At 62.4% G+C, this 12,066-nt stretch carries 12 protein-coding genes, 1 tRNA gene and 2 pseudogenes; 8 read left to right on the top strand and 7 right to left on the bottom strand.

Features of this window, described 5'->3' with window-relative positions; all coding sequences use genetic code 11:
- Nucleotides 1-30: 30 nt before the first annotated feature.
- Genes pcaC through LDZ28_RS05655 form a run of 6 tightly spaced genes read right to left on the bottom strand, consistent with a single transcriptional unit; the run spans nt 31 to nt 5,208 of the window.
- The gene (gene pcaC / locus LDZ28_RS05680; RefSeq protein WP_244827721.1) at nt 31-417 is read right to left on the bottom strand and encodes a 4-carboxymuconolactone decarboxylase; all 387 of its coding nucleotides are present in this window, start codon (nt 415-417) and stop codon (nt 31-33) included.
- On the bottom strand, nt 414-1,208 hold the full coding sequence (gene pcaD, locus LDZ28_RS05675; RefSeq protein ID WP_244827720.1) for a 3-oxoadipate enol-lactonase: 795 nt from the start codon (nt 1,206-1,208) through the stop codon (nt 414-416). Before pcaD ends, pcaC begins: the two co-directional genes overlap by 4 nt.
- 27 nt (nt 1,209-1,235) lie before the next feature.
- Entirely contained in the window at nt 1,236-2,594 is a 1,359-nt protein-coding gene (locus LDZ28_RS05670) for a 3-carboxy-cis,cis-muconate cycloisomerase (RefSeq protein WP_244827719.1), read from the bottom strand.
- Between the two features lie 4 nt (nt 2,595-2,598).
- A complete protein-coding gene (pcaF, locus tag LDZ28_RS05665; protein ID WP_244827718.1) occupies nt 2,599-3,801 on the bottom strand; it encodes a 3-oxoadipyl-CoA thiolase in 1,203 nt (400 codons plus the stop codon).
- Between the two features lie 33 nt (nt 3,802-3,834).
- On the bottom strand, nt 3,835-4,491 hold the full coding sequence (locus LDZ28_RS05660; RefSeq protein ID WP_244827717.1) for a 3-oxoacid CoA-transferase subunit B: 657 nt from the start codon (nt 4,489-4,491) through the stop codon (nt 3,835-3,837).
- Nucleotides 4,492-4,503: 12 nt separating this feature from the next.
- Nucleotides 4,504-5,208, bottom strand: coding sequence for a 3-oxoacid CoA-transferase subunit A (locus tag LDZ28_RS05655; protein WP_244827716.1), 705 nt, complete (start codon nt 5,206-5,208; stop codon nt 4,504-4,506).
- Nucleotides 5,209-5,426: 218 nt separating this feature from the next.
- On the opposite strand from LDZ28_RS05655, the gene LDZ28_RS05650 reads away from it, so the two are divergent.
- The 5 genes from LDZ28_RS05650 to LDZ28_RS05630 all read left to right on the top strand — a co-directional run bounded on the left by LDZ28_RS05650 (nt 5,427) and on the right by LDZ28_RS05630 (nt 9,024).
- Nucleotides 5,427-6,239 (top strand): IclR family transcriptional regulator, encoded by an 813-nt coding sequence (locus tag LDZ28_RS05650; RefSeq protein WP_244827715.1) that lies wholly within the window; start codon nt 5,427-5,429, stop codon nt 6,237-6,239.
- Nucleotides 6,240-6,314: 75 nt separating this feature from the next.
- Nucleotides 6,315-7,238 carry a LysR family transcriptional regulator gene (locus LDZ28_RS05645; protein WP_244827714.1) on the top strand — a complete coding sequence of 308 codons (924 nt, stop codon included), beginning with the start codon at nt 6,315-6,317 and terminating at the stop codon, nt 7,236-7,238.
- Between the two features lie 123 nt (nt 7,239-7,361).
- Nucleotides 7,362-8,258, top strand: coding sequence for a LysR family transcriptional regulator (locus LDZ28_RS05640; RefSeq protein WP_244827713.1), 897 nt, complete (start codon nt 7,362-7,364; stop codon nt 8,256-8,258).
- A 183-nt stretch (nt 8,259-8,441) separates the two neighbouring features.
- Nucleotides 8,442-8,858: a hypothetical protein gene (locus tag LDZ28_RS05635; protein WP_244827712.1), complete on the top strand. Its 417-nt coding sequence runs from the start codon at nt 8,442-8,444 to the stop codon at nt 8,856-8,858.
- 89 nt (nt 8,859-8,947) lie between these two features.
- Nucleotides 8,948-9,024 (top strand) — tRNA-Pro (locus LDZ28_RS05630).
- 426 nt (nt 9,025-9,450) lie between these two features.
- Here the strand turns inward: LDZ28_RS05630 and LDZ28_RS05625 are convergent.
- The gene (locus LDZ28_RS05625; RefSeq protein ID WP_244827711.1) at nt 9,451-9,903 is read right to left on the bottom strand and encodes a helix-turn-helix domain-containing protein; all 453 of its coding nucleotides are present in this window, start codon (nt 9,901-9,903) and stop codon (nt 9,451-9,453) included.
- 124 nt (nt 9,904-10,027) lie between these two features.
- Between LDZ28_RS05625 and LDZ28_RS05620 the strand changes: the two are divergent.
- The 3 genes and pseudogenes from LDZ28_RS05620 to LDZ28_RS05610 form a co-directional block, all read left to right on the top strand.
- Nucleotides 10,028-10,246: pseudogene (locus LDZ28_RS05620) on the top strand (NAD(P)-binding domain-containing protein); the annotation flags it as partial.
- Nucleotides 10,247-10,444: 198 nt separating this feature from the next.
- Nucleotides 10,445-11,716 carry an IS256 family transposase gene (locus LDZ28_RS05615; protein ID WP_370652123.1) on the top strand — a complete coding sequence of 424 codons (1,272 nt, stop codon included), beginning with the start codon at nt 10,445-10,447 and terminating at the stop codon, nt 11,714-11,716.
- A 40-nt stretch (nt 11,717-11,756) separates the two neighbouring features.
- A pseudogene (locus LDZ28_RS05610) lies at nt 11,757-12,044 on the top strand (NADP oxidoreductase); the annotation flags it as partial.
- Nucleotides 12,045-12,066 lie beyond the last annotated feature (22 nt).

Below are 12,066 nucleotides of genomic sequence, written 5' to 3'. Positions count from 1 at the left end.
CTTGACATGCCGCAACAGGCGGAAAGCTACTTACTTCTTCTGCGCCTCTTCCTCGAAGATCTTCTGCGCCAGATGGAACGCCGAGTTCGCGGCCGGCACGCCGCAATACACGGCCGTCTGCAGCAGCACTTCCTTGATCTCGTCCTGCGTCACGCCGTTGTTCTTCGCGGCGCGCAGATGCAACGCGAGTTCCTCGCCACGATTGAGCGCGACCATCATCGCGATGGTGAGAAGGCTGCGCGTATGACGCGGCAAGCCATCGCGCGTCCAGATTTCGCCCCACGCATAGCGCGTGATGAAGTTCTGGAAATCCGTGGTGAGATCGGTGCGGTTGGCAAGCGAGCGGTCCACGTGCGCATCGGACAGCACCGCGCGGCGCACCTTCATGCCGGCTTCGTAACGTTCGTCATCAGTCATGGTTGTTCTCCGAGAAAGTCGAGCACGGCGCGCGTGTAATCGTCGCGCTTCTCGATGTTCGACAAATGCGCCGCGTCCAGTTCGACGTAGCGCGCGCCTTCGATATAACCCGCCAGTTCGCGGCCCTGCTCGGCTGTCGTCGACAGATCGTGCGTGCCTGCGATCACGAGCACCGGCAGCGCGATGGTCTTCGCTTCGGCGCGCAGGTCGGCGTCGCGGATCGCTTCGCAATTCGACGCGTAGCCTTCGCCCTCCGTATGCCGGAAGACATCGCGGATGTTGGCGAGCACGAGCTGTTCGCGGTCGATGAACGGCGCGGTGAACCAGCGCGCGATCACGGCGTCGGTCAGCGACGACATGCCGCCTGCTTCACGCGCTTTCGCGGCGCGCGGCGTCCACACCGCATCCGAGCCGATGAGCGCCGCCGTGTTCGACAGCACCACGCGCGAGAAACGTTCGGGATGACGCGCGGCGAGCCCGATGCCCGTGAGCCCGCCCATCGACAGACCGCAGTAATGCGCGCGCTCGATACCGAGATGATCGAGCAGCCCGACGACATCGCCGATCAACTGATCGATGGTGTACGGCCCCGCTGGTGCGTCCGAATGGCCGTGGCCGCGCGTGTCGTAACGCACCACGCGGTAGTGCTCGGCGAACGCTTCGACTTGCGGCGTCCACATGGAGACATCGGCGCCGAGCGAATTCGACAGCACGAGCCACGGGGCGTCATTGCCCGCGCGGGCATCGACTCGATAGTGAATCCGGGTACCGTTGATAGCGGCAAGGGGCATGCTGTATCGCTCCTGAATCTTGTGCGCTCATGCGTTCGCGCGATGTAGCTCGAGCGCGGCGTCGACGAAGGCCTGTGCCTGACCGGCGTAGTTCGCCGGATCGAGCAAGGATTTCAACTGTTGTTGCGAAAGATGCTGCGTGACGGTTTCGTTCGCGGCGAGCACATCGAAGAGAGACTGGCCGCTTGCCACCGCCGCCTTCGACGACTGCTCGACGAGCTTGTGCGCATCCAGCCGGCCGATGGCGTCGCCGAGCGCGAGCATGACCGCTTCGCCGAGCACGAGACCGTTGGTCGCGTCGAGATTCCGCGCGAGCCGCGCGACGTTCACTTCGAGACCCGGCACGATGCCCTTGATATTCGACAACGCGCCCGCCGTAAGCCGCGCGAGATCGGGCAGCGCTTCCCATTCCGCCTGCCAGCCGCCGAGCGCGCGTTCGTGTTCCTGCACCATGCCCGCGAAAACCGTCGCGACGAGATTGGGCGCGCGCGTCGCGGCAGTAAGCACCGCCGCGCAACCCACGGGATTGCGCTTGTGCGGCATGGTGGACGACCCGCCCTTGCCTGCGGCGGCCGGCTCGGCGAGTTCGCCGAGTTCGGTCTGCATCATGAGCGAGATGTCGCGCGCGATCTTGCCAAGCGTGCCCGTGAGCATGCCGAGAAACGCCGCCGCCTCCGCGATGCGATCGCGTTGCGTATGCCAAGGCAGCGCGGGCAGGGCGAGCTGAAGTTCATCGGCGAGCGACTGCGCCACCGGCAAGGCCTTGTCGCGCAGACTCGCCAGCGTGCCCGCCGCGCCGCCGAATTGCAGCACGAACACGCGCGATTTCAGTTCGTACAGACGCCCGCGATGACGCGTCACTGCGTCCAGCCATTGCGCGAACTTGAGACCGAGCGTGATTGGCAGCGCCTGTTGCAACCATGTGCGGCCGATCATCGGCGTCGCGTGATGCTTCTGCGCCTGCTGCGCGAGCGATGCCGCGAGTTCGCGCAGATCGGCATCGATCAGTTCGAATGCGGCGCGCAGTTGCAGCATGACGCCCGTGTCGATGATGTCCTGACTCGTCGCGCCCCAATGCACGTACTTCGCGGCCTCGGCGTCGCCGGCCTTCACCACGGCGGTCAATTGCTTGACGAGCGGAATCGCGAGATTGCCGCCGGCGGCCGCGCCGGTCATCAACGCGCCGGCGTCGATGTTGTCGGCATTGCACGCGGCGACGATCGCATCGACCGCGCTCGCCGGAATCACGCCATGCTCCGCCGACGCACGCGCGAGCGCCGCTTCGACATCGAGCATGGCCTGCACCGTCGCGCGCGCCGACCATAGCGCGTTGGCGGCCTCGTTGCCGCAGATGAGATCCGTGAGACGACCGGTCGAGGCGAACATGTCCTTAGACACGCTCGATGACCATCGCAATGCCCTGGCCCACGCCGATGCACATGGTGCAGAGCGCGAAGCGCCCGCCCGTGCGCTGCAACTGATAGCTCGCGGCCGTCACGAGCCGCGCGCCGGACGCGCCGAGCGGATGTCCGAGCGCGATCGCACCGCCGTTCGGGTTGACGCGAGGATCGTCGTCGGCAATGCCGAGCATGCGCAGCACGGCGAGCCCTTGCGAGGCGAAGGCTTCGTTCAGCTCGATCACATCGAACTGGTCGATCGTCATGCCAAGGCGCGCCAACAGCTTCTGCGATGCGGGCGCCGGTCCAATACCCATCACGCGCGGTTCGACACCCGCGGTCGCGATGCCGAGAATGCGCGCGCGCGGCGTGAGGCCATGACGCTTCGCGCTTTCTTCGTCGGCGATCAGCATGGCGACGGCGCCATCGTTCACGCCCGACGCGTTGCCCGCCGTCACCGAGCCGTCCGGACGCACCACGCCCTTCAGCTTCGCGAGCGTTTCGAGACTCGTCTCACGCGGATGCTCGTCCTGCGACACGACGAGCGCGTCGCCCTTCTTCTGCGCGATGCTGACCGGCGCGATTTCCTGCGCAAGCGTGCCGTCCTTCTGCGCGCGCGATGCCCTCTGCTGACTGCGCAGCGCGAACGCGTCCTGATCGGCGCGGCTCACCTTGTAGTCGTCGGCGACGTTCTCGGCGGTTTCGGGCATCGAGTCGACGCCATAGAGCTTCTTCATCAGCGGATTGACGAAGCGCCAGCCGATGGTCGTGTCGTGAATCTCGGCCTGACGCGAGAACGCGCTCGTCGCCTTGCCCATCACGAACGGCGCGCGGCTCATGCTCTCGACGCCGCCCGCGATCAAAAGGCTCGCCTCGCCCGACTTGATGGCGCGCGCCGCGATGCCGACCGCATCCATGCCCGAACCGCACAGGCGGTTGACCGTCGAACCGGGCGTGCCCACGGGCAAGCCGGCAAGCAACGCCGACATGCGCGCGACGTTGCGATTGTCTTCGCCCGCCTGATTCGCGCAGCCGTAGATCACTTCCTCGACGGCTTCCCAGTCCACTTCCTTGTTGCGTTCGACGAGCGCGCGCAGCGGCACGGCGCCCAGGTCGTCGGCACGCACGGAAGACAGCGAACCGCCGTAACGGCCGATCGGCGTGCGGATGGCATCACATACGAAAGCTTCTTTCATCGGTCAACTCCAGTTATCTCTCAGGCGAAGCGTTTATGCAGCCTCGGACAGCGGCACGTATTGCAGCGGCACCTGGGCCAGCTTTTGCAGTTCGTCGAACGACAGACCTTCCACCATCTCGCGCACGACGAAGCCTTCCGGCGTCACGTCGAACACGGCGAGGTCCGTATATACGCGATCCACGCACTGTACGCCCGTCACCGGATAAGAACACTCGGCCACGAGCTTGCTCTCGCCTTGCTTCGTGAGCAGTTCCATCATCACGTACACCTGCTTGGCGCCGATGGCCAGGTCCATTGCGCCGCCGACGGCGGGAATCGCATCGGGTGCGCCGGTGTGCCAGTTGGCGAGGTCGCCCGTCGCCGAGACCTGGAACGCGCCGAGCACGCAGAAGTCGAGATGGCCGCCGCGCATCATCGCGAAGGAATCGGCGTGATGGAAGAACGCGCCGCCCGTCAAGAGCGTGACGTGCTGCTTACCGGCGTTGATGAGTTCGTCGTCCTCTTCGCCCTTCGCGGGCGCGGGACCCATGCCGAGCAGGCCGTTTTCGCTATGGAGGAAGATTTCGCGATCCGCCGCGAGATGATTGGCGACGAGCGTCGGCACGCCGATACCGAGGTTCACATACGCGCCTTCGGGAATGTCCGCGGCCACGCGGCGGGCCATTTCGTCACGGGAAAGTTTCTTCATGGCTTCGATCCTTCAGGATGCAAGTTCAGCTTCGAGTTCGGCGGCATGCACCGCCTGCGGCACTTCGACGACACGTTGCACGAAGATGCCCGGCGTCACGATGTTTTCGGGGTCAAGCTCGCCGAGCGGCACGACCTTCGACACCTGCACGATGGCGGTCTTCGCGGCGCTCGCCATGATCGGCCCGAAGTTGCGCGCCGTCTTACGATAGACCAGATTGCCCCAGCGGTCGCCCTTATAGGCCTTCACGAGCGCGAAGTCGGCGTGTAGCGGCGCTTCGAGCACGTAATGCTTGCCGTCGATCACGCGAGTTTCCTTGCCTTCGGCGAGCTTCGTGCCGTAGCCGGTCGGCGTGAAGAATCCGCCGATGCCCGCGCCCGCCGCTCGAATGCGCTCCGCGAGATTACCCTGCGGCACGAGTTCGAGTTCGATTTCGCCCGCGCGGTAGAGCGCGTCGAAGACGTGCGAGTCGGTCTGACGCGGAAACGAACAGATGATCTTGCTGACGCGCTTCGCCTTCAGCAAGGCGGCGAGACCCGTGTCGCCATTGCCCGCGTTGTTGTTGACGATGGTGAGATTGCGCGCGCCCTGTTCGATGAGCGCGTCGATCAGTTCCGAGGGCATGCCCGCCGTGCCGAAACCGCCGATCATGATGGTCGCGCCGTCTTGCACATCCGCCACCGCCGACGCGAGCGAGTCGAAAATCTTGTTGATCATTGCCGTACTTTCTCCTGTGTCGAACCGACTTGCGTGTCAGCGGCTGCTTGAAGCAAACGCATCTCGGGGTTTACCTGTGCGCCGACAAGCTTGCTTCGAAATGTTCGATATGCGAACATGGATTCGTTAAGCGAACATCGGCATGTTAGTCCCCGGTTCTTTGTCGTGTCAACGAAACATGCGCGAAGTGCGGGTTTGTACGGGTCTTCACGCTTTCAATGTCCACTCCAACGAATGCCGACGCGGATTCATCCGATAACCCCGCGCGTCCCGGCGACGCCTACGTGCAATCGTTCGCGCGCGGGCTTTCGGTCATCCGCTCGTTCGACGCGAACCGCCCGGCGCAGACGCTCACCGATGTCGCCGCCGCGACCGGCTTAACGCGCGCGGGCGCGCGGCGCATTCTCCTTACGTTGCAGGCGCTCGGTTATGTCGAAGCCGATGGCCGCCTCTTCCAGCTCACACCGAAGATACTCGACCTGGGCTTCGCCTATCTCACGTCGATGCCGTTCTGGAATCTCGCCGAGCCGGTCATGGAAGAACTCGTCGCGCAAGTTCACGAAAGCTGCTCGGCGGCGGTGTTGAACGGCGCGGAGATCGTCTACGTGCTGCGCGTGCCGACCCACAAGATCATCACGCAAAATCTGTCGATCGGCAGCCGTCTGCCCGCGTTCTGCACGTCGATGGGCCGCGTGCTTTTCGCCGCGCTCGACGACGCGCAACTCGACGAAGCACTCGATGCCAGCGAACTCGTCGCGCGCACGCCGCACACCATCGTCGACAAGACTGCGCTCAGGGAATCGATCGCGCTCGTGCGGCGCCAGGGCTGGGCTATCGTCGATCAAGAACTGGAAGAAGGATTGATCTCGCTATCGGCGCCCATTCGCGACCGGCAAGGCCGCGTGATCGCCGCGCTGAACCTCTCCGGCAACGCGCAGCGCAAGAGCGCGAAGCAAATGGTGAAGTCGTTCCTGACGCCGCTGCAGGAAGCGGCGCTGCGCGTGTCGGACATGGTTGCGCGGCGTGGATGATCCGCGAGACACTCTACTATCCGCGAGGCGAATGCCGCATGACGCACTATTTCGCCGGACGATAACGACGGCCGCATGACCGACCTCGACCTGAATCTGATCCCGTTCCTCGTCGCGATAGAGGAGACGCGCAACGTGAGCCGCGCCGCCGAGCGACTCGGCGTGAGTCAGCCGCGCGTGTCGACGGCGCTCGGACGGTTGCGCGAATATTTCAACGACCCGCTGTTCGTGCGGACCTCGCGCGGCATGGAGCCGACGCCGCGCGCCCTGGCGCTCGTGCCGGCGGCGCGCGAGGCGCTCGGGCGGATCGAACGCGGTTTGCTCGATACGCAGCACTTCGATCCCTCGTCGAGCACCGACACGTTCTCGATAGCGCTGTCGGATGTCGGCGAGATCGTGTTTCTGCCGCGCTTGTTGCAGGCGTTCGCAACCGAGGCGCCGCAAGCGAATCTGCGGTCTGTGTCGGCTTCACACGGCGATGTCGAGCGCGGACTCGAAGCCGGCTCGATCGATCTGGCGGTCGGCTATTTTCCCGATCTGCGCGGCAACAACTTCTTCCAGCAGCGGCTCTTTTCGCACCGGTTCATCTGTCTCATGCGGCGCGATCATCCCTTCGCGCGCGAGCCTCTCACGCTCGAACGCTTCTGCGCATGCGGCCACGCGGTCGTGCGCGCCGAGGGACGCAGTCAGGAGATCCTCGAAAATCATCTCGACAAGGAACGCGTGCGGCGCCGCGCCGTGCTGGAAACGCCGCACTTCATGAGCTTGCCGTTCATTTTGTCGCGTACGGATCTCATCGCGACGGTGCCGCATGCGATCGGCTTCGCGTATGTGGCCGAACACGCGTCGATCACGCTCGCCGAGCCGCCGCTCGCGCTGCCGAGGTTCGATCTGCGGCAGCATTGGCATCGCAAGTTTCATAACGATCCACGCACGAGTTGGCTGCGTGGCGTCGTCGCCTCGCTCTTCAACGACGCACTCGACGAATGGCCGAAGTGACGGGCAGCTTTTCCTCGACGTGCGGCGATGTCTAACGCCCGCTCCGGCTTGCGTCCGAGTTGCCCTCATCCGCGGATAAATCCGGCTAACATTGGCGTTTTGTTTCCTCGAAGGAAATGATCGATGGATGCGCTCACCAGTCTTCGCGTATTCCGCGAGGTCGTCGAAGCTGAAAGTTTCGTGAAGGCGGCCGAACGGCTAGACATCTCGACCGCGATGACGAGCAAACACGTCGCCAACCTCGAACGCCATTTGAACGTGCGGTTGCTGAATCGAACGACGCGGCATCTCAGCCTGACCGAAGCCGGCAACGTTTATTACGAACAGTGCAGCGAGGCGCTCGACATCCTGCGCGCGGCAGAAGCCGCGGTCGGCACGCAGACGGCGCAGCCGCATGGCGTGCTCAAGGTGACCGCGCCGGGCTGGTTCGCCAATCGTAAGTTCGCGGATTTGTTGGTGGCTTATCAGGCGCGTTATCCGGATGTGCTCGTCGATCTGCGCCTTGAGAACCGCTTCGTCGATCTGGTCGAGGAAGGCTACGACATGGCCTTGCGCGCGACGTCCGAGCCGTCGCCCTCGCTCATCGTACGGCCGTTGTGCCGGATGCCGTTCGTGCTGGCGGCATCGCCTGCGTATATCGAACGGCATGGGCCGGTGCGGCATCCCAACGACATGGCGCGGCATCGCGTCGTGCTGCCGACTTACACCAATATCGAGACGGTTACGCTGACGGGCGCGGACGGCGCGTTCACGGTCAGGAATCAGCCGGTGCTGAAGACCAACGATACGTCGATGGCGCTCCAACTCGTGCGCGCCGGGATGGGCCTGGCGTATCTGCCGGCGTGGATCGTCGATCCCGAACTGGGCGCGGGCAACTTGCTGCGCGTGCTGCCGGGCTACGAAGCGTTCGCGCCGTCGGTATATGCGGTGTACACGAGCCGCAAGTACATGACGACGAAGGTCAGAACCTTCATCGATTTCTTGTCGGACTCGCTGAGCGATCAAAAACCAAGGAAGTGACCGAATCACGACAGAATTCGGATTAGTCGTAGATTAAGAATACTCGTATTCAAGCGCTGCTTGCCGTGTGTGAATATCGCGCCCAATTCCCGATTTGGCCTACCACGATCTGGTTATCACAGATTGTGACGATCGCCGCTGGGGAGGCTGGCTCTTTCACGCATCATCATTGGCATAGCGCACATGGACTTCTTTCCCTGGCTCCCCTTGTTGTTCAACCTCTTGCTTCTGTGCGCGGTGATGTTCGTCTGCCGCACGATCAACGCAAGTCACGGCAAGCTGCTGTGGAATGGCGCACTCGTGTTCTTTATCTTCTGCTTTCTGGCAATGGCTCTCGACTTCGTACTGACGATGGTCTTTGCGTCCGCGAGTTTTCATGATCACACGCAGTATGAAAGCATCGCGACGCGGAGCAAGTGGAGCGAACGCGTGCTGAGTTACCTGATTCCTTGTGTCGTGTCGGCGTTGTTGGCACAGCGCTTTCGCAAGCGTCAGCGCGCAGCGCTTGCGCGCAAGCGGCGCGTGCCGACGCTTCGTAACAATGACGCGCCTGTTTCGATCAAGACTTCCCCTTACACGCAGTCTGAACTCAGGCTGTGAGCATTTTCGAGTAGATTCGACGAGTCCGAACACGAATTTCGTCGAAGCAGTTCTACTATTCGTTTCGCTCTGATATACTTTCGCTCTTTCGGGGCGTAGCGCAGCCTGGTAGCGTACCTGCATGGGGTGCAGGTGGTCGGAGGTTCAAATCCTCTCGCCCCGACCAAATTAAGCCCGCGTAATCTTTTGATTACGCGGGCTTTCTCATTTGTATGTCCATGGCGGAAGTAGCGATTCTGACGGCTTCCAAAAAGAACGCCGCCGAAGCGCATTGCGTACAGTCAAGATGAAACTCCTGCGCGGCTGAATCTTCATCTCCGTCCTGCGCGCGCGTGGCGTGTGCTACGGCGGACTGAAGGACGTCGATGTAGTGGTCGCGCTTTCTCTGCATCCGTTATCGCGCTCGCCGTAATGTCTTAGATCGCGTACGAAATGGAGCTGAAGCCGGCGCGACTTTTCGCCCGCTCAGGCCGCTGAGCCTCAGTCACGGTCTCCAGAACCGTTCTCGACATCGGGCCGCTATTCGCCGCACCTCTCGGCTAGCCATGCGCGCATCGTTTATCGACGTAGCACGGCTTTCTTGCCATCCTGTCTATTCCTTGCTCTCCGGAAACATACATCCGCCATTCCGAACCAGCGTCTTCACCTCTTCGCTCACCAGCAGGGGGCTTTGTCTTAATCGGGCAATGAAAGCCTTACTTCGCCGAACGTACGACTTTGAATCGTACTTCGCGCTCCATAGGACGATGTTCAGCACGACAGGGATGAGGTCCAAGCCCTTCTCGGTCAGCGTGTAGAAGTCACGGCGCCCATCGTCGGGGCTGGGCGCCCTCGAGAGAATTCCTTGTTCCTCAAGAAACGCAAGGCGGGACGCAAGGACATTGGTCGCGATTCCCTCTTCCGATCTCAGAAACTCGCCATACGTCTTCTTGCCAACAAAGACGATGTCGCGAATGATCAAGAGCGACCACCGGTCGCCAAAGATCTCCACGCCGTAGTTCACCGCGCAATGGGATCGAAGGTCTTCTTTGGATGTCGTCTTCATGGCCGAATATTAACATCGCTTGCATGAAGCAAGTAAATTTCCTCGTTTACTTGTTTTTTGCAAGTTATGTGAATAGGATGGTTGCTAGTGGTTACGAGCACCACCCAACTCACCAGGAGACTGCATGAGCACGATCAGCATCATTGGCACAGGCGGCATGGCCGCAGCGATCGGCGGCCTTGCCGCCAATGCGGGTCACATAGTCGAGGTAATGAGTCGCGACGCTGCCAAGGCGCGGGCGCTTGCCGAAAAATTTGGAGCCAACGCGACGACAGGAACGTTCGGCGTCGCCCCGGCCGGGGACATGGTCATCCTGGCGCTTCCCTACCCAGCCGTTCTCGACGTGGTGAAGCAATACGGGAACGAGCTTGCAGGCAAGGTTCTCGTGGACATCACCAATCCCATCGCCTCCGATCACGTGAGCTTCGTGACTCCGGGCGACAGCTTCGGCGCGCGGGAGATCGCCAAGGCCGCGCCTACGGACCTATCCGTAATTCTGTGGGCGAGGCATATTATGAGAGGTGAGGTAAAAGTTATGGATATGCCGATGAAGAAGAAACGCACCGTCGCTTCTCAGGCAGCGGCCCGAGGGCCGCTGCCCGCCCTTCCGGAAGGTCTGCTGGATGACCTGGTCAAAGGCCCGATGACGCCCACCGAGGTCCAGGACCTGATGCTGGCGTTCAACAAGGCACTCATCGAGCGCGCGATGGGCGCCGAGATGAAGATGCATCTGGGCTACCTGGCGGGGCAGCCGAAACCCGACGGCCAGGACAACGAACGTAACGGCGCCAGCGGCAAGACGCTCATCACCGATTATGGCCCGCTCAGGGTCGATCTGCCGCGTGATCGTGACGGCAGTTTTGAACCCATCCTGATTCCGAAACACGAGCGCCGTTTTACCGGTTTCGACGAGCGCATCATCGCCATGTACGCGCGCGGCATGAGTGTGCGCGAGATCCAGGCGTTTCTGGCCGAAGCCTATGGCACCGAGGTTTCGCCCGATTTCATCAGCTCGGTCACCGACGAAGTCATGGCTGAAGCGCTCGCCTGGCAAAGCCGTCCGCTTGAGCCGATGTACCCGGTGGTGTTCTTCGACGCGTTGCGTGTGAAGATCCGTGGCGACGGCGTGGTGAGCAACAAGGCGGTGTATCTGGCGCTGGGCATTCAGGCCGACGGCCAGCGCGATGTGCTCGGCCTGTGGATCGAACAGACCGAAGGGGCGAAGTTCTGGCTGAAAGTGTTCAACGAACTGAAGACCCGGGGCTGCCAGGACATCCTGATCGCGGTGGTCGACGGCCTGAAGGGACTGGCTGAGGCGATTGGCACGGCGTACCCGCGCACGGCCGTGCAGACCTGCATCGTGCATCTGATCCGCAACAGTCTGGAGTACGCCAGCTACAAGGACCGCAAGAGCGTGGCCGCAGCGCTGCGGCCGGTCTATGCCGCCGCGAGTGAACAGGCCGCTCAGCAGGCCCTGGAGGCCTTTGCCGAAGGCCCGTGGGGTGCGAAGTATCCGACTATCGTGCAGTCGTGGCGACGGGCGTGGGAGAACGTCACACCGTTTTTCGTGTTTCCGCCGGACATACGCCGTGTCGTCTACACCACCAACGCCATTGAGAGTCTGAACATGCAACTACGCAAGATCATCAAGACACGCGGCCACTTCCCCAATGACGAGGCCGCCATCAAGCTGCTGTGGCTGGCATTGCGCAACGTGCTGGCAAAGTCAGTACGCGCGGCGTTCGACTGGTCGTCCGCGATGAACCAGTTTGCCATCCTGTTTGGAGAGCGTTTTACCAACGCACGCGGGTGACTCCGCTAACCGCCTCGCACACAAAAATGCGGACAGGTTCGCGCCTACCGACGCGAAAATCGTCAAGGCGTTCAACACCCTGTTTTCTCACGTCCTGGCTGCCGGTCCAGTAGAGGGCCGCCTATTGGACGTATTCATCGCCGGGGACGACGCACAGGCGAAAGCACGCGTCTCGGGATTCGTCGCGAGCCTCGGACTGCGCCCGATGGATACCGGGCCGCTGCTCATGGCGAAGACGCTGGAGCACGTCAGCCTGCTGTCGCTGGGACTCCTCACTCACTCCGTCAAGCACGCCAACTTCTCAATCGGCGTCAGCCTGCTCGGCTGATTGCATCGGTGCCACGACATCT

Origin of the sequence: Caballeronia sp. TF1N1, from assembly GCF_022878925.1 — a bacterium.
Taxonomy (GTDB): Bacteria; Pseudomonadota; Gammaproteobacteria; order Burkholderiales; family Burkholderiaceae; genus Caballeronia.
Note: the sequence above shows the minus strand (reverse complement) of the source record. Positions and strands in the feature narration are given on the sequence as shown.